This window comes from Faecalicatena sp. Marseille-Q4148 (assembly GCA_018228665.1).
Lineage (GTDB): Bacteria > Bacillota > Clostridia > Lachnospirales > Lachnospiraceae > UBA9414.
In genome coordinates, this window is the sequence record CP073692.1 from 110,852 (window position 1) to 131,223 (window position 20,372).

Here is a 20,372-nt window from a genome sequence, read left to right on the forward strand (position 1 = left end):
GAGAAAGGAAGAAAGAAGATGAACCAGGAGGAATTATTAAAAAAACTTGCAGAATCAGTCGTAGAGATGGAAGAAGAGGACGCAGTTGCATATTCGAAAGAATATCTGGAAGCAGGATATGATCCGGTGGAAGGGATAGGAAAAGGGCTTGCAGCAGGAATGGATCAGGCGGGAAGGCTTTATGAGGAGGAAGAATACTATATTCCGGAGCTTTTGCTTTGTTCAGATGCGATGTATGCCGGAATGGAAGTATTCCGTCCGTATTTGCTAAAGAACCGGTCGGAGAGCAATTCCTATAAGGCAGTTATCGGTGTTGTGGAAGGAGATATCCATGATATCGGAAAGAATCTGTTTAAGATTATGCTGGAAACATGTGGATTTGAAGTGATTGATCTTGGCAAAGACGTACCGCCGTCTGTTTTTATTGAAACAGTTAAGAAAGAAGGGGCGCATCTGATCGGAATGTCTACGCTGATGACAACTACAATGGAGAATATGAACCGGGTTATGGATCTTTTGAAAGAAGAAGGACTCCGTGATAAAGTCGTTGTCATGGTGGGCGGAGGCCCGATTTCTCAGGAATTTGCAGAGAAGATTGGTGCAGACGGTTATGAGAGAGAAGCATCGAAAGCAGCGCGGTTGGCGTTGGAGCTCGTAGAGAGGAAGATCAACAATGCCGCGTATTAAGATTGTCGGGGAAAAGGAGACTTTTACCTGCACAGCCGGGGAGAATCTGCTTCAGAGTCTGAAAAAACATGGAGTATATGTGGATAATCCCTGTGGCGGCAGAGGTACTTGTGGAAAATGTAAAGTAAGGCTGACAGAAGGATCACTTGGGTCGTGGCAGGAGGGCGAACGTGACAAACTTTCCGAAAAAGAGTTGGAAGAAGGCTTTCGTCTTGCCTGTCTTTGTGCAGTCAGGGATGATATCACGATTGCACTGCCGGAAAAAGCGCACTATGAAGGGCTTGTATCCGGGGAAAGTGCAGTCTATCAGAGAGAGATGAAACACAATCATTTCTCAAAAGGAGAACTGGGAGCGGCAATTGATCTGGGAACAACAACAGTGGCAGCAGCGCTCATTGAGCTGGAAACAGGAAATGAACTGGGAGCAGTTTCCGGACTGAATGCCCAGGCAGTACATGGTTTGGATGTGTTAAGCAGGATTACCTATGAAACAGAAGAAGGAGAACGTGCTGTCAGAGAGCTGCAGCATCTGATTGTGGATCAGCTCAACGATATGCTTTTTCAGATGCTTTGTAAGATAGAAGGAAAAAGTATCCGGGAAGAATCCGGGGAGCAGTTTGACCGGACAGGACAGAACAGCAGAAAGCTTACGAGAATTACTGTATCAGGAAACTGTACAATGCTCCATATGCTTCTCGGTGTGAGTGCAAAGAAGATTGGGAGAGCGCCATATGAACCGGAATTTCTTGAAGAACAGGAAATAGATGCAAAACAGATTGGACTTGCCTTTCCGAATGCAAAGCTCATTTGCCTTCCTTCCATATCTGCTTATGTAGGAGGGGATATTACTTCGGGACTCTATGCAGCAGGGATCGACTCTGAGCGGGGCAATCTATTGTTCATTGATATCGGGACAAATGGAGAAATGGCGCTGAAAAGTAATGGAAGGTACCTGGCCTGTTCCTGCGCGGCGGGACCGGCTCTGGAAGGGATGAATATCAGCAATGGTATGCGGGCTTCCCGGGGAGCGATTGAAAATCTTGCTGCAGAGGGGAAAAAACTTTGCTGTACGGTGATCGGCACAAATAAAGCATCAGGAATCTGTGGCAGTGGAATACTGGCAGCAGTGAGGACGTTTCTGAAAACAGGTATGCTGCTGCCGGGAGGCAATATTTTAAAAACAGAATCTCTTGAAGAAGAAGACTGGAGAAACGCATATCTCCGAAAAGAGAAGGGAAAAAGAAGTATTTGGACAGGCTGCGGGGATATTGCAGTAACGCAGTCAGATATCCGCCAGGTTCAGCTGGCGAAAGGAGCGTTACTTTCCGGAATACAGACACTTTTTGAGAGAAGCGGTCTTTGTTATGAGGAATGTGATAAAGTTATTGTAGCGGGACAGTTTGGAAAGCATCTTCCGGAGGAGAGTCTGATCGAAACAGGGATCTTGCCGGAAGCATTTCGGGGCAAAATTTCCTATGCAGGAAATACTTCACTGGAAGGCGCAAAAGCAGCGCTTTTATCAGATGAAGCACGGGAAGCAATGAAAACCATTGCAGGAACAGTAGAATATTTTGAACTGGGAGCGACAGAAGGTTATGAAGCGCTGTTTATAAAAAGTCTCCGGTTTCCGTAGGGGAAATCGGAGACTTTTTGTTGATTCTTATATACTATATTTGCCATAAAGTCTTGCGGCATCCATAAACCAGTCAACTTTTTGAATTTCAGTTCCGAGAGGGATATTGCATCCCGGAGCAATGGTATAGCCTTTTGGAATATTGCGTCCTTTTTCTACACAGTCTTTCACAGATGCAAAAATATCATCTTTCGTGCCAAGCATGATTACATCTACCGGAGGAACATTTCCGAGGATTGAGAAATAATCACCCAGTTCCTGACCGGCAAGAGCCAGATCTACCACGTTGTCGATGCTCAGAGAACAGATATCAAGCTGCTTGATATATTTCCAGATACCGACAGTATTTCCGCACATATGAAGGCTTGGCTTAGCGCCTGTCTTTTCATAGATATAAGTACAGAGTTCTTTCATATAACTGAAAACAAACTTTTCGTACATTTTTGGAGAGATCAGACTTCCGGATGCAACCGGATCTGCGAAACCGAATCCCACACCGAGAGGTGCGATGGCATCTACACAGTTTTTGATACTGTCTGTGACAATCCGCATCAGATGGTGTACACGTTCCGGTTTCTTCAGACAGTCCTTTAAAAGCCGGTCTGTACCAACGAGAAAAGCACAGACAGTAAATGGACCGCCAAGGCTTGAGCCAACACCGGAAATACCATGTGCAGCTTCTGTCAGCATCTCAAGAGCTTCCATAGCGCCTTTGATATAAGGATTGGTATGGGGATTGACCGGTTCGAGTGCGTTGAATGCATCGTCATTGTCAATTGCGGCAGATCCGATATAAGGGATACTGTCTTCCGGATAGATTACATTAGCGCCAAGAGCGGCGGCAAGTCCCATAGAGTTTGGACCGGCGCCGATGCCGTCCAGCCCATATCGCTCAAAGGAAGCAATCTCGCCTTCTGCAATTAATTTTGGATTGTTTTCGTATTCCCGGATATTTGTGCATCCAATCAGATGGGCGCTGATCTCACCGAGGAAAGGCACGCATGGAAGACGGTCGTAAGGGCATCCTTCTGCAATCGCCTGTGCCCGTTCTAACGGAGTCATCTCATCCAGGGGATGTGGTTGTAATCGTTTCATGATTCTGCTCCTTTTTTCACAATTTGTTGTAATAGTTTTATTTTAACCTTTTAAGCCGTGCAAAGCAACGCCTGCTTCGAATTTTGACTGCAGGAAGAGATAGAAAATAAACGGCGGAAGAAAGGTTACGGCAGAGCAGGCCATTGTCAGACCTACATCCACATCATACTGTGTCTTCATGGAAGTCAGCGCCAGAGGCAGTGTACGCATGGCGTCTTTTGTTGTAATGATCAGCGGCCATGTGAAGTTATTCCATGCACCGATAAAAGTGAAGATTGCCAGCGTCAGCATAGCTGATTTCACAAGAGGGAGAATCACAGTATATAAGATTTTAAAGTTGCCCGCACCGTCAATTCTGGCAGATTCAATCAGCTCATTCGGAATTGACAGCATTGCCTGCCGCATAATAAATACTCCAAATGCAGTAGGAAGCGGCAGAATCAGAGCTTTAAATGTATTTGCCCATCCGAGTCCACGCACGATCAGATAGAGCGGAACGAGGATGACTTCAGACGGAACAAGCATTGTCAGGATCAAAAGAAGGAAAATCTTATCGCTTCCTTTGAATTTTAATTTTGCAAATGCATAACCAGCGGTACAGCTTGTGAACAGAGTAAGTGCCACACCTGCTGCAGCAACAATAATGCTGTTGACAAAATAGCGAAGGAAAGAAGGTGTGGAAAAAATCTTCTGATAATGTTCAAATGTAATATTTGAGAGCGAAAAGCTGAAATCATATGCATTTAATGTACTTTTCAGTGACATCAGTATCATGTACAGGAAAGGCAGGATACAAAGAAGTGTCACGAAAATCAAAATGAGACTGCCGATCAGCCGGCCTAATTTCTTCATGTACAAACCTCCTTAAATCTCTGATGCATCACGGCGCATATAACGCTGCTGCACCAGAACGATACACAATACGATTAACATTAAGACATTGGAAACAGTCATGGCATAACCTGCTTTTGCACTCTTGAAAGTGAGCTGGTATGCGTACATTACAAGTGTTGTGGTGGACATAGACGGTCCGCCGCCGGTCATAGTATAGGCAAGATCGAATGTTTGCATAGAGCTTACAAGTGCAAGGAACGTATTCAGGATAATGGTTGGCTTCATCATTGGAAGCGTGATCTTCGTAAAGAGCTGGCGGGTATTTGCGCCATCCACTTTCGCTGCCTCATAGTAAGTGTCGGAAATGGACATGAGGGAGGAAAGGGCAATGATCATATAATAGCCGAGACTTTTCCAGACGATTATCATTGATAGTGTGACAATTGCCGCCTTACTGCTTCCGAGCAGCATAGAAGGATCAATGCCAAAAATGCCGAACACAGCCTGAACAGCCGGAGTACGGCTGTTCAGGATCGCTTTCCAGATTGTACCGACAACGGCGCTGGAAGACAGAACCGGAATAAACAGCGCTGCTTTTGCGATCTTTGCAATGATCGAATTTTTCATGGAAGCGATCAATGCTGCAAGAAGCGTGGAGAGCAGTACTTGAAGCGGTACGGTCATAACTGCGATCTTTAATGTATTCATAATTGCAAGATGAAGTTTTTTGTCACGCAAAAGTTTCTCGTAATTGAATAGTCCATTGAATTCTGCCGGAATGAGGATGTTGTATCTTGTGAAACTAAAGATGACAGCAACAATGAGAGAGCAGAAGACAAAGGTAAAGAGAATCAATGAAATCGGTGTAATATAAGCATATGGAGCTAACTTAGATAAAAAACCGGATTTCTTTTTCTTCATAGGATGCACCTGTTTATTCTTCATTTTCGGCCCAATACTCAGCCAGTGTATCATCTGCAAATTCCGCAGATTCATCAAGTGCTTCTTTTACGTCCTGTTTTCCTTCCATGACGGACTGGATGTGGGCAGCAAGGTTTTCCAGAATTTCACTTCCGCAAGGACCTACCTGGAGCGGACGCCATTTGTCAACGTCTTCTGTTACGATGCGTTCCATCTTTGGATCACCTACATATTCTTCAGAAACAGTCAGAGCTGCACCCGGAGCAATCTTATGGTATTCTGTCATAAATTCAGAACCGCAGATGTATCTGATGAGTTCCATAGCAAGTTCAGGTTCTTCACAGGTAGACATAATAGATAAAGAGTCGGCAGCGCCAAATGTACCGTAATCTTTATTTTTCAGAGAAGTAACATAGTTCCAGTTCAGATCCGGATAAGTCTCTGCAAATAATGTTTCCTGCTGAGCAGAAGATCTTGTTACGCCAAATGCAGCTTTTCCAGCGCCAAAGATTGTAGAGAAAGCGTCTTCAGCAGGGAGAGAAAGTGTATTTTCAGGCATATAATCTTTCAGGCTCTTGAAGAATTCGAGTGCTTCGACACCGGCTTCATTGTTAAATTTTACTGTTTTAAGATCATCATTATAGATGTCTCCGCCGGCCTGCCATAAGAGGCTGTAGAAGTAGGAGTTCAGGATATAAAGGTTGCTCATACCACCGTTGTTCAGACCAACTGCATAACCGTACTGGTCGATATTGCCGTCTCCGTCAGTATCTTTTGTTGCTTTTTCACAGATGCGTTTAAAATCTTCCCAGGTTTCCGGAGGTGTCTCGCCGAGTTCGTTGAGAATATCTTCATTATAATAAAGAACAAACGGAACACCGGTTACGATTGGCATACCGTATTGTCCGCCCATCATTTCTCCGCGGTCAAGATATTTGAATTCCTTGCGGTCTTCTTCTGTCAGAAGATCTGTCATATCCATAACAACACCGGAAGAAATGTATGTTGGGTACATCTCTGCATACATATATCCGATATCCGGGCACTCGCCGTTGCTGATACCGGTAGACCATTTTTCCTGATAGTTTTCCCACGGAATCAGCTCGATTTCTAAATCGACATTTTTTTCTTTCTTAAAATCAGCCAGAAGCTTATCAAAGTTTCCTTTTGTGTCGTCATCAAGCGGTGGACACCACATGGTAAGTGTTGTTTTACCGTCTTTGTCGCTGCTTCCTTTGTTTTCTTTTTTTGCATCACTGTTTCCGCAGCCTGCCAGCATACCGGCAGCCATAGATACACAGAGCAATGCACTGATTAGTTTCTTTTTCATATGTTTCCTCCTTAAAATATAGAAAGTGCTGTAATTGAATTGTTTGAAGACAAGTTCAATTAAATTAATTATATAATCTATGACAATAGAATGGAAATAGAAATAAACTATAAAAAGCATATAATATAGATAAAATCTATAAGGTGAAATGAAAGCGCTGATCCGGGAAAGGAAGATAGATTTTTTATAAAAACATCCGGGAAAAGGGTTCTGCCAGAATTGACAGATGCTTTCAGAATGGTTAAGATATCATAGTATAGAGAAAGACGAGGAAATGCGGATGGCAGAGCAAAGAAAAGGATTATCAGGATATACGACCGGAACATGTGCACAGGCGGCGGCGAAGGCGGCAGCAGTCTGTCTTTTGACAGGTAGGAAAGAAGAGAAGGTTACCGTAAAGCTTCCGGGTGGACAATGCATAACGCTTCAGCCGGAATTGTGGGAAACAGAACCGGATCTGGTGCGCTGTGCTGTCAAAAAATACAGTGGAGATGATCCGGATGTGACGAACGGCGTATATGTCTATGCAAGTGTGAGCCGGACAGAAACAGAAGGGATTCTTCTGGATGGCGGTGTTGGCGTCGGGCGTGTGACAAAGCCAGGGCTTGATCAGCCGGTAGGAGCTGCAGCGATCAACCGCATTCCGCGGAAGATGATCTGCCAGACGGCAGAGGAAGTGCTGGAAGCAAGTGGAATGCCGGGAGGACTTCAAATCATTATTTCCATTCCGGACGGTGTGAAACTGGCAGCAAAGACATTTAATCCCAGGCTTGGAATTGAGGGAGGAATTTCGGTTCTTGGGACAACAGGAATTGTGGAGCCGATGAGCGAGAAAGCGCTGATTGATACGATACAGGTAGAAATCAATGTAAAACGGGCAGAAGGAAGAGCGTGGCTGATTGCGGCTCCGGGAAATTATGGGCTTGATTTCCTGAAAGAAACTTATGGGATTCCTGCTGAAATTGCTGTAAAATGCAGCAACTATGTCGGAGAAACCATTGATATGGCAGTTGAGTCCGGGGCAAAAGGACTTGTATTTGCAGCTCACATCGGGAAATTCATCAAAGTGGCGGCAGGGATTATGAATACACATTCCAGATATGGAGACGCAAGAATGGAAGTGGCAGCAAGTGCAATGCTCAGAGCAGGTCTGCCGGCACAAATGGCGCGAGCAGCATTAGACTGCGGAACAACAGACGAAATGCTGTCATTAATGAAAGATGAGGAAAGAAATAAGTTTCTGGAAGCGCTGTTAGATCGGATTCAATTTTATTTACAGAATCGTGCAGGGGAGATGAAATGCGGTGCAGTTATATTTTCCAATCAGTCAGGAATGTTGGGAATGACAAAGAATGCAGATGCATTACTTCAGAAAGCTTCTAAAGAACTTGTAGAACAGTAAAAGCAATAGAAAGAATCGAGGACGAGAATGAATCAGACAGGAAAACTATTTGGGGTAGGAGTTGGTCCGGGAGATCCGGAACTGATGACGTTAAAGGCGGTACGGCTGATCCGCGAGTGCGACATTGTATTTGTGCCGGGGAAAGTGCCGGAAGAAACGGTCGCTTATCAGATTGCAGTGCAGGCAGTACCGGAAATCTGCGGGAAGAAATTAGTAGGAATCCATATGCCGATGACAAAGGATCAGGAACTGCTTCGCAAAAGCCATGAAGAGGCAGTGGCAACGACAGCCGGATATTTGGAAGCAGGCTGTAACTGCGTTTTTTTGACATTAGGAGATCCATGTATTTATTCTACTTATATTTATGTTCACAAACAATTGTCAAAACAGGGGTATCGGACAGAAATCGTCAGTGGAATTCCTTCATTTTTAGCAGTGTCAGCAAAGTTAAATGAAGGACTTGTAGAGGGAGCACAGATGCTTCATGTAATTCCGGCAACGTATCAGGTTGAGGAAGGAATGGATCTGCCGGGAACGAAAGTGTTTATGAAAAGCGGAAAAGCGCTTGGAAAAGTAAAAGCAGCTATGCAGAAAGCGGATCTTGACGGGAAGATGATTGAACGGTGCGGGATGCCGGGAGAACAGATTTATAACTCGGTTGAACAATTTCCGGATGAAGCAGGATATTATTCTCTTGTTATTGCAAAGGAAAAGGAGGGCATGTAGATGATTTATTTTGTTGGAGCCGGAAGTGGTGCAGAAGATTTGATTACCGTACGTGGACAGCGTTTGCTTCAGCAGGCAGATGTGATTATCTATGCAGGTTCGCTTGTAAATCCTGAGCTTCTAAAAGAGAGAAAAGAGTCTTGCGCTATTTACAACAGCGCCAAAATGACATTGGAAGAAGTCATTGCAGTCATGGTCAGAGCAGAAAAGGCGGGACAGATGACCGTGCGGCTTCATACAGGAGATCCTTGTCTTTATGGTGCGATCAGAGAACAGATGGATATTCTGACAGAGCAGGGGATTGCCTATGAATCCTGTCCGGGAGTCAGCTCTTTTTGCGGGGCGGCATCAGCGCTTGATCTGGAATATACATTGCCTGAGATTTCTCAGAGTGTAGTGATTACAAGGATGGCAGGGCGTACACCGGTGCCGGAGCGGGAAAGTATTAGGGCATTTGCGGCGCATCAGGCTACGATGGTCATTTTTCTAAGTACAGGAATGCTGAAACAGTTGTCAGAAGAACTGATTGCCGGTGGGTATGAAGCAGAGACGCCGGCAGCTATCGTATATAAAGCAACATGGCCGGAAGAAAAGAAATTTATCTGTACAGTGGGAACATTAGCAGAGACTGCAAAACGGGAAGGAATTACGAAGACCGCGTTGATTCTTGTCGGCAATGTCATTGGATGTCAGACTTATGAGAGATCAAAACTGTATGATCCTACCTTCACCACAGAATTCCGGGAGGCGTCCAGATGAGATATGTGCAGAGGGGAACAGTTATTTTTGCGTTTACCGCAAAGGGCTGTGAACTGGCAGGGAAGATAAAGGACAAGCTTTTGAAACAAAGAGAGCAGGAGCGGTCAGAAGGTGCAATCGAACTTTGGATCACAGAAAAACTGGCAGAACGGGTTTTGGAAGGCTCCATGCTTCAGCAGAAAGACGCAGAGAGTGGAATGGTTATTTGCAAAGAACCGTTGTCAAAATGGCTTGCAAAGAATTGGAATGATTATGAAAGAATGATTTTTGTTTCTGCAACGGGGATTGCGGTGCGGATGATCGCACCGTTTCTGAAAGATAAGCGAACCGATCCGGCAGTGGTTGTGCTGGATGAGTGCGGAACGTATTCTATTTCACTTGTGTCCGGGCATCTGGGTGGTGCCAATGAGCTTGCGGCATTTCTGGCAGAGGCTGTCGGTGCGATTCCGGTCATTACAACAGCGACAGATGTGGAACAGCAATTCGCGGTGGACCTCTTTGCTAAGAAAAATGGTTTGAAAATAATGGATTTGTCACTTGCAAAAGAAGTGACTGCGGAACTGCTTCACGGCGGTAAGATTGGATTTTATTCGGAGAAACCGATCGAAGGGAAGCTTCCAAAGGGGCTTGTCCGGGTGGAAGACCGGGAAGAACTAAAAGCATTTTCTTATGGAATTGAAATCAGTGCAGAGCGGAAGAAAAAATCATGGGATTCCTGCAGTGTATTGCAGCTTTTGCCGAGGGATCTTGTGCTTGGAATTGGCTGCCGCAAAGGAATGACAGCAGAAGCACTTCTTGCTGCAGCTAAAACTGCAGAACAGTCTGGTATCTTTTCCATTGCGGAGATTGGGATGATCGCCAGCATTGATTTGAAAGCAAAGGAGCAGGGAATTCTGGAATTAGCGGCGCTCTGGCAAGTACCTTTTTTGACGTTTTCAGCAGAAGAACTTAGTCAGGTCACAGAAGTCAGCAAAGAATCTGAGTTTGTTCAGAACATTGCGGGAGTGGGAAATGTCTGTGAGCGGGCAGCCATTCTCGGAGCGCAGGTAAGAACGGCAGAAATTAAGAAACAAAAGTATTGCGGAATCACTTTCGCAGCTGCGAGAAAGAAAGGGAGTATTCGGTTTGAATAAATTATATGTAGTAGGGATTGGTCCGGGCGCTTATGAAGATATGACGATCCGGGCGGCAAAGGTATTAGAACAGTGTGACGTGATCATCGGTTATACGGTTTATGTGGATCTGGTACGTCAGCATTTTGCAGATAAAAAATTTCTGACCACACCGATGAAACAGGAGATTGAGCGCTGTGAAATGGCATTTTCTGAGGCGGAAGCCGGACATACAACGGCAATGATCTGCAGCGGAGATGCAGGGGTATACGGAATGGCAGGGTTAATCTTAGGCATGCAGGAAGAACACCCGTCTGTTGTGGTGGAGGTGATTCCCGGAGTGACAGCAGCTCTTTCCGGTGCCGCTGTTCTTGGAGCACCTTTGATCCATGATTTCGCCTTGATCAGCCTGAGTGATCTGATGACGCCGTGGGAATTGATTGAAAAAAGGATTCTGCATGCAGGAAAGGCAGATTTGGGAATCTGTCTCTATAATCCATCCAGCAGAAAGCGCAGTGATTATCTGAAGAAGGCGTGTGAAATCCTGTTAACCTGTAAAGCGAAAGAGACGGTCTGCGGGATTGTGAGAAATATTGGCAGAGAAGGAGAATCCTATCAGATCTGCAGTCTTCAGGAATTGAAAGAAATACAGACAGATATGTTTACGACCGTTTTTATTGGAAATAGTCAGACAAAGCAGATCAATGGACATATGGTTACCCCAAGAGGATATCGCAATGAGTAGAATCGTACTATTTGCAGGGACAACAGAAGGACGTCGGATTGTCAGGTGGATGGAAGAAAAAGAAGTAGAGCTTCTTGTCTGTACAGCAACTGATTATGGAAAAGAATTAGTGGAAGAACTGGTAGAAGAACATAATCATGACGAAAAAATTGCGAATAACAATAAAAATCAACGAATTAAAGTTTACTCCGGGAGAATGAGTGAAGAGAAAATGAAAGAATTCCTGCAAAAGCAAGCTCCGGATTGGGTAATCGATGCAACACATCCATACGCGACAGAAGTGACAGCGAATATAAAAAGAGCCTGTGCAGCTTCCAACACAGCCTATTTGCGTGTGCTGAGAGAATCTGTAACAGAGCCGAAACAAGAGAACTCCGTTCCGATACGTTTTGCAGCGTCTGTCCAGGAGGCAGCAGAGTATCTTGGAAAAACAGAGGGAAATATTTTCATTGCCACAGGAAGTAAAGAATTGGCACGTTATACTTCGATTCCCAATTATGAAAAAAGATGTTACGCCAGAATCCTCTCGACGCATCAGGCGGTAAAGGAAGCTTTCGAACTGGGATTTCAGGGAGAGCATCTGATAGCGATGCAGGGACCTTTTTCAGAAGAATTGAATCTGGCTATGCTTCGGCAGACAAAGGCATCCTATTTCGTGACAAAAGAATCCGGAAAGACGGGTGGGTATCCGGAAAAAGTCAGTGCCTGCCAAAAAGCCGGAGCAGAATTAATCGTAATCGGACGTCCGGCGGAGACAGAAGGGATGTTGTGGGAGGATGCCTGTCGATGGATCTCAGAGCAGCTGCATTTGCAACCGATTTCACAGGCGGCATCTTTGAACGGCAGAGAGAAACAGGATAGAAACACTATAACACTGATCGGGATTGGACCGGGAGCCGAACAATATATGACGGAAGCCGGACAAAATGCGTTGAAAGCATCAGAAATGATTTTTGGCGCCCGCAGAATGCTGGAGCTTGCGAAGGAATGTGTATCACAAAAAGTAGAAGCATATACGCCGGAGCAGATATGGAACCATGTAGCAGAAATAACAACACCGGTACAGACAGCAGTACTTTTATCCGGAGATGTAAGCTTTTATAGCGGTGCAAAGCGGATTAGACAGTTTTTTGAACAGAAAGATGGCTGGGAAGTTCGTGTGATTCCGGGAATTTCCTCGATTGTTTATTTAGCCGCCAGGCTTGGAGTTGATCTGGGAGAAGCAAAGGTGGGGAGTGTACATGGACGCAGCTGTAATGTGGCGGCGCAATTGAAGCACTCCGGAAAAGTATTCCTTTTAACAGAGGGAAAAGAAAGTATTAATGATATTTGTAAAGAATTGTGTTTCTTTGAGTGGGGAGATACAAGAGTCATTATTGGAAATCGTCTCTCCTATGAAGATGAAATGATTGTAGAAGGAACTGCGAAGTATCCGCCAAAATTGGATGAAATATCGTTGGCAGTGCTGTATTTGGAACTGCCGGATCTGATCAGGAAAAAGTTCAGGAGAGGTTATGGATTTCCGGATGATATGTTTGTGCGGGGGAAAGTTCCGATGACAAAACAAGAAATCAGGAGCGTGTCACTGTCCAGTCTTGCGCTTACAAAGGAAGCGATCGTCTATGATGTTGGAGCAGGCACCGGATCTGTTGCAATCGAAGCAGCGCTTCTTGCGGAAGAAGGAATGGTGTATGCCATTGAACGAAATCCGGAAGGATGCAGATTGATTGAGGAGAATCGAAGAAAGTTTGCAGTATCCAATTTAAAGATCGTGGAAGGCAGTGCGCCGGAGGCACTTCAAGACCTTCCTGTGCCATCCCATGTATTTATAGGCGGTACAGGAGGAAATCTGGGAGCAATTCTGGATTATGTGTGGAGAAAGAATCCGTTTGCCCGGATTGTTGTGAATGCAATTACCGTGGAGACACTGGCTGATGTGTCTGTTTATGGAAAAGCACATCCGGAGATTGCGGCAGAATTTGTGCAGATTCAATCTGCAAGGACAAAAAAGGCGGGCAGTTATCATTTGATGATGGGAATGAACCCGGTATTTGTGATAACACTGCAGAGAAAAATGATTGAAGAAGAACAGAAAGACTGCTAAAGAACAAAGGAGGAAGACATATGCGCTATGAGATACCGCGCATTATGATTGCGGCGCCGTCAAGCGGAAGCGGAAAGACGCTTGTAACCTGCGGCCTTTTAAATAATTTGAAGAAAAACTATCGGGTCAGTGCATTCAAATGCGGCCCAGATTATATTGATCCCATGTTTCACGAAAAAGTATTACAGATGCCGTCCAAAAATCTTGATACTTATTTTACCGGAGAAGATCTGACGAAACAGTTGCTGGCAGATGAGGCAAAAGCATCGGATCTGGCTGTGATTGAGGGCGTAATGGGATATTACGACGGAATTGCAGGAACCAGCACAGAAGCAAGTTCCTATGATTTAGCCAGAGTAACAAAAACTCCGGTCATCCTTGTTGTAGATGGACGGGGAAGCAGCGTATCGCTCTGTGCGCTTCTGAGAGGATTTATGACTTATCGGAAACCAAGTTATGTAAAGGGTGTTATTTTTAACCGCATTTCGCCTGCGATGTATCCGAGGCTGAAAGCGCTTGTAGAGAAAGAATTGCCAATTCGCGTATGCGGTTATTTGCCAATGATGGAAGATGCCGTCTTTGAGAGCAGGCATCTTGGGTTGATAGAGCCGGATGAATTGAGCGAGATAGAAGAGAAGATTGAACGAATCAGTATGCAGTGTGAGGAAACGCTGGATATCGATGCTATTCTTGAGATTGCAGAAAAGGCTCCTGTGCTGGAGTGTAAGAGCAGCATGCATTATGTACTCTTTTCGTTGGCAAAGATCCGAATTGCAGTTGCAAAAGACGAGGCGTTTTCTTTCTATTATAAGGACAATCTGAAATTATTAGAGCTGCTTGGTGCAGAACTGGTGTATTTTTCTCCAATGCGGGGAGAGCGGCTGCCGGATAATATTCAGGGACTCCTGCTTGGAGGCGGCTATCCGGAGCTGTATGCGAAGGAACTCAGTGAAAATATTTATATGAAAGCATCTATCTATGATGCGTTGGAAGAAGGACTGCCGTGTATTGCGGAGTGTGGAGGATTTCTGTACCTCCAGGAAATGCTGGAGACACCGGATGGAGAATCCTATTCTATGGTAGGATATCTTCCGGGTGAGAGTCACTATACAGGGAAACTGGGACGATTTGGTTATGTGGAGCTTTCGGCAAATGACCAGGAGCTGTTTGGTGGAAAAGGGATGAAGATGAAAGGACATGAGTTTCACTATATGGACAGCTCTGAAAATGGAACGGCTTTTCTTGCAAAAAAACCAAAAAGTGAGCGCGAGTGGGAATGTGGTTATGGCGGCCCGGCATTTTACGCAGGATTTCCACATTTATATTTTTACTCTAATATTGACGCAACAAAAAAGTTTATGAAGCAATGTAAAAAATACAAAAAGAAAGTGAAGGGGAAATAAATGAGATTGGAAGAATGTCTGGAGCGGATTTTTCCTGTGGATGCTGAGGCTGGAAAACGGGTTCAGGAACATCTAAATGCGCTTGCCAAACCGCTTCATGGTCTTGGGCGTCTGGAAGATATGCTTGTACAGATCGGTGCTGTCCGACGGACGGAGAAGTTTTCAATTCATAAGCGCGCTTTGATTGTCATGTGTGCGGATAATGGTGTTGTGGAAGAAGGCGTGACACAGACTGACAGCAGTGTGACGACAATTGTAGCGAATAATTTTGCAAGAGGGATGACAAGTGTCTGCCTGATGGCGAAAACAGCGGGAGTGGATGTCATTCCGGTAGATATCGGTGTGAAAGAAGATACGGTAATTCGTCAGGAGAAGATTACGCGGGGAACAAAAAATATGGTAAAAGGTTCGGCTATGACGCGGGAAGAGACTGTGCGCGCGATCGAAACCGGAATCCGCCTGGCAGAAGAATGTGCAGAAAGAGGCTATGAGATTCTGTTGACGGGAGAAATGGGAATTGGCAATACAACTACAAGCAGTGCAGTGACAGCAGTTCTTCTTGGGAAGGAGCCGGAGACGGTAACCGGGCGGGGAGCAGGACTTTCTGATGAAGGACTGAAACGTAAATACCGCGCAATCAAAACAGCAATTGAAAGAAATGCTCCAAATGCCAAAGATCCGATGGATGTGCTTGCAAAGGTTGGCGGACTGGATATTGCGGGAATGACAGGAGTGTTTCTTGGGGGAGCGGCTATGAAGCTTCCGGTCATCATTGATGGATACATTTCTGCGGCAGCGGCGCTTGTGGCGGCGAGACTCTGTCCGGAAGTAAAAGGGTATATGCTCTCCTCCCATCAGTCAAAAGAACCGGGAATGAAAGGAATTCTGGAAGAGCTGGGCCAACATCCGTTTCTGGATTGTCAAATGAGTCTTGGAGAGGGAACGGGAGCTGTATCGCTCATACCGCTTCTTGATCTGGCAATGTCTGTATATGAAGGAATGGAAACTTTTGCAGAGGTGGAGATAGAGGCGTACGAAGAACTGGGAGGCAGATCGGAATGTTTGCAGTAATTACAGGAGGAAGCGGAAGCGGCAAATCCAGATTTGCGGAAGCATTTCTGCAGGAACTTTGTCCGGGAGAAAAGATTTATCTGGCAACGATGCAGTTTCTGGATGAAGAAATGAAGGAGCGGATCCAGCGGCATCGACAGATGAGAGCAGGAAAACAATTTGTGACAATAGAACAGGGAATGGCTCTGCATAAATTACTTCTGCCGTCATGTGAAAAGACAGCAAAAGGTCTTCTTCTGGAGTGTATGTCCAATCTGATCGCCAATGAAATGTATGATGAACATGCGGAAAAAAAGGATGCGTCGGAGGAAGAGCTTGCAGAATATATTCTTCGAGGCACTAAACATCTCAGAGATCAGACAGAACATATGGTAATCGTTACCAACGAGCTGTTTTCGGAGCCAACGATGTTTGAAGAAACAAAAAGATATCGCAAGATATTTGGAATCGTGAATCAGCATCTGGCAAAGGAAGCAGATACGGTAATCGAAGTTGTGTACGGAATTCCGGTAAAGATCAAATAGATAAGCAGCAGTACCCGAAATATGGAAAAAATATTGGAAAGCGGAGGGTTGTGTAAAATGGAAACGTATATTATGGCATTGGATGCGGGAACGACAAGCAACCGATGTATTTTATTTAATCAAAAAGGTGAAATGTGCAGTGTAGCACAAAAAGAATTTACGCAGTATTTTCCAAAACCGGGCTGGGTAGAGCATGATGCAAATGAAATCTGGTCTACGCAGCTTGGAGTTGCAGTAGAAGCGATGCAGAAGATTGGCGTATCGGCAGAACAGATTGCGGCAATCGGAATTACAAATCAGAGAGAAACAACGATTGTTTGGGATAAAAATACGGGAGAGCCGGTATATCATGCGATTGTGTGGCAGTGCAGAAGAACTTCAGAGTATTGTGATATGCTAAAAGAAGAAGGACTGGAAGAATGGTTTCGGGAAAAAACAGGTCTGATTATTGACGCCTATTTTTCAGGTACGAAACTGAAATGGATTTTAGACCATGTGCCAGGAGCGAGGGAGCGTGCAGAGCGAGGAGAGCTGTTATTTGGAACGGTAGAGACGTGGCTGATCTGGCGTCTTACGAAGGGCAGAGTTCATGTGACAGATTATAGCAATGCCTCCCGAACGATGCTGTTTAATATACAGACATTGGAATGGGATGAGGAAATTCTTGAAAAGCTTCAGATTCCGGCGTCAATGCTTCCAAAACCGGTTCCGTCCAGTCAGATTTATGGAAGAACAGACCGGTCATTTTTTGGAGGCGAGATTCCGATCGGAGGGGCAGCCGGAGATCAGCAGGCGGCATTGTTTGGGCAGACTTGTTTCACGCCGGGAGAAGCGAAAAATACATACGGTACAGGGGCATTTCTTCTTATGAATACCGGAGAAACGCCGGTGTTTTCAAGAAATGGTCTTGTAACAACGATTGCATGGGGCATTGACGGAAAGGTAACATATGCGCTGGAAGGTTCTGTGTTTGTGGCGGGAGCTGCAGTGCAGTGGCTTAGAGACGAGATGCATCTTGTGGAATCGGCGGCAGAATCAGAAGAAATTGCGGCGAGAGTGGATGACACGAATGGGTGTTATCTTGTGCCGGCTTTTACAGGTCTTGGTGCGCCTTACTGGGATCAGTATGCAAGAGGTGTTTTGGTAGGATTGACGAGAGGCGTGAATAAAAATCATGTAGTGCGTGCCACATTGGAGTCGCTTGCTTATCAGACACACGATGTATTGCGGGCAATGGAAGAAGATTCCGGTATTGCACTTTCTGCCCTTCAGGTGGATGGCGGTGCCTGCGCCAATGATTTTCTTATGCAGTTTCAGGCGGATATGCTTGGAGCGCCTGTGAAGCGTCCGAAATGTGTGGAAACGACCGCAATGGGAGCGGCATATTTGGCAGGACTTGCAGCAGGGTACTGGGAAGATCAGGAGGAAGTGAAGAAAAACTGGAGCATTTCTAAAATCTTTTCTCCGCAGATGGAAGAAGAAAAACGGAAAAAATGTTTAGGTGGCTGGAAGAAGGCAGTGCGTTGTTCGTTTGGATGGGCACGAGAATCATAATGATTGAAAAACAAGAAGAAAGCAGCGTGTTTGAGAGGAGAAAGAGGTTGCCAAAGGCTTGAGGGAAGTGCTATAATCACTAGGGTGATTGCATGAGATTATTAAGAAGTTTATGCATTGCGTTTGGCATGTATTCCAGGATTTATGTACCCCATGTCAAATGGAATGAGGAAAATATGAAATATAGTATGTGTTTTTTTCCACTGGTCGGAATACTGCCTGCTGCGGCAGTGTTCGGCTGGTGGAAATTATGCTGTTTACTGGAGATTCCATCAGGGTTTGGAGCGGCAGTGTTTACTGTGCTCCCGTACTTTTTGATCGGAGGAATCCATTTGGACGGATATCTTGATACGTCCGATGCGAGAGGCTCTTACGGAGATCGTGAGAAAAAACTGGAAATCCTAAAAGACAGTCACGTGGGAGCATTTGCAGTAACTGCATGTGTAATTGGGGCAATTCTTGTCTATGGCTGTTGGGAAGGACTGCTTTCCATGCGGACAGCGCGAAGTTCGGAAGCGTTATCAAAAGCGGTCATGGCAGCGGGGAGCGGATTCATCCTGGCAAGAGCCTTTAGCGGACTGGCAGTTGTAACCTTTCCAAAAGCGAAGGACAGTGGTCTTTTGCATTTATTTTCTACGGCAGCTCAGAAGCAAATTGTAAAATGGACGATGATTTTGGTGCTTTTGGCAGGAGCCGGATTTTGTGTTGGCGTTTGTCAAATTTACGGGATCGGCGTTATGATCAGCTGCAGCGGAATGTTTTTATATTATTACCGGATGGCGATAAAAGAGTTCGGCGGAACTACGGGAGATCTGGCAGGATATTATGTATGTATGGCAGAGATGAGCAGCCTGTTGATGATTACTGTTCTTATCTTGCTTAGAGTATAAAAGGAGAGAGAAATATGATAGAAATCATATTAGTTCGTCATGGAAAGACGAAAGGCAATCAGGAAAAACGCTTTTCAGGAAAGAGAACAGATGAACCGGTCTGTCAGGAAGGCTTGGAAATGCTGGAAGAGCGCACCTATGAAGAAGTAGAGGCAGTATATACGAGTCCCATGATACGATGCAGACAGACAGCCTGTATGGCATATGGGGAGGAGCAGCCCGTTGTGATTGAAGAACTGGCAGAATGTGATTTTGGAATTCTGGAAGGAAAGAATCATGGGGAGTTGTCCGGTAATCCGGAATATGAACTCTTTTTAAATGAAAATGGAAGGAATGGATTTCCGGGAGGAGAAAGCATTTCCGAATTTGCAGAACGCTCTGTAAAAGGGCTCTCCCGGGTAATCGCAGATTGTGTAAAACAGGGTTATAAAAAGGCGGCATGTACGGTACATGGAGGAACCATTCTGGCGCTGATGAATGTGTTGATGAAAGAACAGGATAACTACTATAAATGGAGTGTGGGAAATGGAGACGGATTCCGGCTCCGGATAGACGAAAAGAAATGGCAGGAAGGAAAATATGATGAAGCAGTCATGGATTGCCCTGATCATCGGATATATTCTTGATCTGATTCTGGGAGATCCGCATAACTGGTGGCATCCGGTACAGGGAATCGGATATATTATTACGAAAACAGAAAAAATATTAAGAAAAATATTTCCAAAGAATGAAAAAAGTGAACGAATAGCTGGAGGAATTTTGGTGTGCATTGTTTTGACAGTTTCTGTTGGAGTTCCGGCCCTATTGTTGTACGGAGCGGGACGGATTCATCCTGCCTTTGAAATTTTAGTGGAATCCTTGTTTTGTTATCAGCTTTTAGCGACAAAATCACTGAAAGATGAGAGTATGAACGTTTATCGGGCGCTGAAGCAGAATGGACTTCAGGCAGGACGGGAAGCCGTTTCTATGATTGTCGGAAGAGATACGGCAGCTCTTACAGAAGAAGGCGTTGTGAAAGCAGCAGTGGAGACTGTGGCAGAAAATACTTCTGACGGGATTATTGCACCAATGTTTTATATGGCTATTGGAGGAGGCGTTCTCGGATTTTTTTATAAAGCAGTAAATACAATGGATTCTATGATTGGATATAAGAACGATACTTATCGGAATTTCGGAACTTGTGCAGCCAGACTGGATGATCTGGTAAATTATCTTCCGGCCAGACTCAGTGCAGGACTGATGCTGCTTGCCTCAGTCATTTGCCGATATGATGGAAAACAGGCTGTGAAAGTGTATTGGCGCGACAGGAGAAATCATAAAAGCCCTAATGCGGCACAGACGGAAGCAGTCATGGCAGGTGCGCTTCGGGTACAGTTGGCAGGAAACGCCTGGTATTTTGGAAAACTTGTAGAGAAACCAACAATCGGGGACGCACTTCGACCGGTGGAACTGGAAGATATTGTAAGAGCAGATCAGTTGTTATATATGACGTCCTTTCTCGGAATGATTTTGATGACAGGAATAAAATATTTGCTGCTGATGGGATAGAAAGTGACGAAATAAGAAAAACAGTGAGATAGAA

At 45.1% G+C, this 20,372-nt stretch carries 19 protein-coding genes; 15 read left to right on the forward strand and 4 right to left on the reverse strand.

Annotation, left to right across the window (positions count from 1 at the left end):
- Positions 1-18 precede the first annotated feature (18 nt).
- Positions 19-687, forward strand: a complete 669-nt coding sequence (locus KFE17_00585; GenBank protein QUO32294.1) for a corrinoid protein — start codon at positions 19-21, stop codon at positions 685-687.
- Positions 674-2,320, forward strand: coding sequence for a DUF4445 domain-containing protein (locus KFE17_00590; GenBank protein QUO32295.1), 1,647 nt, complete (start codon positions 674-676; stop codon positions 2,318-2,320). Before KFE17_00585 ends, KFE17_00590 begins: the two co-directional genes overlap by 14 nt.
- Positions 2,321-2,347: 27 nt before the next feature.
- Here the strand turns inward: KFE17_00590 and KFE17_00595 are convergent, their stop codons facing one another.
- Genes KFE17_00595 through KFE17_00610 form a run of 4 tightly spaced genes read right to left on the reverse strand, consistent with a single transcriptional unit; the run spans position 2,348 to position 6,500 of the window.
- Complete coding sequence (locus KFE17_00595; protein ID QUO32296.1) at positions 2,348-3,415, reverse strand: uroporphyrinogen decarboxylase family protein; 1,068 nt, start codon at positions 3,413-3,415, stop codon at positions 2,348-2,350.
- 42 nt (positions 3,416-3,457) lie between these two features.
- On the reverse strand, positions 3,458-4,267 hold the full coding sequence (locus KFE17_00600; protein ID QUO32297.1) for a carbohydrate ABC transporter permease: 810 nt from the start codon (positions 4,265-4,267) through the stop codon (positions 3,458-3,460).
- Positions 4,268-4,279: 12 nt separating this feature from the next.
- On the reverse strand, positions 4,280-5,170 hold the full coding sequence (locus KFE17_00605) for a sugar ABC transporter permease (GenBank protein QUO32298.1): 891 nt from the start codon (positions 5,168-5,170) through the stop codon (positions 4,280-4,282).
- A 13-nt stretch (positions 5,171-5,183) separates the two neighbouring features.
- Complete coding sequence (locus KFE17_00610) at positions 5,184-6,500, reverse strand: sugar ABC transporter substrate-binding protein (GenBank protein ID QUO32299.1); 1,317 nt, start codon at positions 6,498-6,500, stop codon at positions 5,184-5,186.
- A 280-nt stretch (positions 6,501-6,780) separates the two neighbouring features.
- Here KFE17_00610 and cbiD point away from each other — a divergent pair, with 280 nt between their 5' ends.
- From cbiD to cobD, 13 genes are all read left to right on the forward strand, one after another.
- The gene (cbiD, locus tag KFE17_00615; GenBank protein ID QUO32300.1) at positions 6,781-7,902 is read left to right on the forward strand and encodes a cobalamin biosynthesis protein CbiD; all 1,122 of its coding nucleotides are present in this window, start codon (positions 6,781-6,783) and stop codon (positions 7,900-7,902) included.
- Positions 7,903-7,929: 27 nt separating this feature from the next.
- The gene (gene cobI / locus KFE17_00620) at positions 7,930-8,628 is read left to right on the forward strand and encodes a precorrin-2 C(20)-methyltransferase (GenBank protein QUO32301.1); all 699 of its coding nucleotides are present in this window, start codon (positions 7,930-7,932) and stop codon (positions 8,626-8,628) included.
- Positions 8,629-9,387 carry a precorrin-4 C(11)-methyltransferase gene (gene cobM / locus KFE17_00625; protein ID QUO32302.1) on the forward strand — a complete coding sequence of 253 codons (759 nt, stop codon included), beginning with the start codon at positions 8,629-8,631 and terminating at the stop codon, positions 9,385-9,387.
- Entirely contained in the window at positions 9,384-10,520 is a 1,137-nt protein-coding gene (locus KFE17_00630) for a cobalamin biosynthesis protein (GenBank protein ID QUO32303.1), read from the forward strand. Before cobM ends, KFE17_00630 begins: the two co-directional genes overlap by 4 nt.
- Positions 10,513-11,244, forward strand: coding sequence for a precorrin-3B C(17)-methyltransferase (gene cobJ, locus KFE17_00635; protein QUO32304.1), 732 nt, complete (start codon positions 10,513-10,515; stop codon positions 11,242-11,244). Before KFE17_00630 ends, cobJ begins: the two co-directional genes overlap by 8 nt.
- On the forward strand, positions 11,237-13,348 hold the full coding sequence (gene cobK / locus KFE17_00640) for a precorrin-6A reductase (GenBank protein ID QUO32305.1): 2,112 nt from the start codon (positions 11,237-11,239) through the stop codon (positions 13,346-13,348). Before cobJ ends, cobK begins: the two co-directional genes overlap by 8 nt.
- Positions 13,349-13,368: 20 nt before the next feature.
- The gene (locus tag KFE17_00645; protein ID QUO32306.1) at positions 13,369-14,751 is read left to right on the forward strand and encodes a cobyrinate a,c-diamide synthase; all 1,383 of its coding nucleotides are present in this window, start codon (positions 13,369-13,371) and stop codon (positions 14,749-14,751) included.
- Positions 14,752-15,822: a nicotinate-nucleotide--dimethylbenzimidazole phosphoribosyltransferase gene (gene cobT / locus KFE17_00650; GenBank protein QUO32307.1), complete on the forward strand. Its 1,071-nt coding sequence runs from the start codon at positions 14,752-14,754 to the stop codon at positions 15,820-15,822. It begins immediately after the preceding gene.
- Positions 15,810-16,346, forward strand: coding sequence for a bifunctional adenosylcobinamide kinase/adenosylcobinamide-phosphate guanylyltransferase (locus KFE17_00655; GenBank protein ID QUO32308.1), 537 nt, complete (start codon positions 15,810-15,812; stop codon positions 16,344-16,346). The genes cobT and KFE17_00655 overlap by 13 nt, the downstream gene beginning before the upstream one ends.
- Before the next feature lie 57 nt (positions 16,347-16,403).
- Positions 16,404-17,900 (forward strand): glycerol kinase GlpK, encoded by a 1,497-nt coding sequence (gene glpK, locus KFE17_00660; protein QUO32309.1) that lies wholly within the window; start codon positions 16,404-16,406, stop codon positions 17,898-17,900.
- 92 nt (positions 17,901-17,992) lie between these two features.
- The gene (locus KFE17_00665; GenBank protein QUO32310.1) at positions 17,993-18,790 is read left to right on the forward strand and encodes an adenosylcobinamide-GDP ribazoletransferase; all 798 of its coding nucleotides are present in this window, start codon (positions 17,993-17,995) and stop codon (positions 18,788-18,790) included.
- Positions 18,791-18,804: 14 nt separating this feature from the next.
- On the forward strand, positions 18,805-19,416 hold the full coding sequence (locus KFE17_00670; GenBank protein QUO32311.1) for a histidine phosphatase family protein: 612 nt from the start codon (positions 18,805-18,807) through the stop codon (positions 19,414-19,416).
- Positions 19,370-20,338 (forward strand): cobalamin biosynthesis protein CobD, encoded by a 969-nt coding sequence (cobD, locus tag KFE17_00675; protein ID QUO32312.1) that lies wholly within the window; start codon positions 19,370-19,372, stop codon positions 20,336-20,338. Before KFE17_00670 ends, cobD begins: the two co-directional genes overlap by 47 nt.
- Positions 20,339-20,372 lie beyond the last annotated feature (34 nt).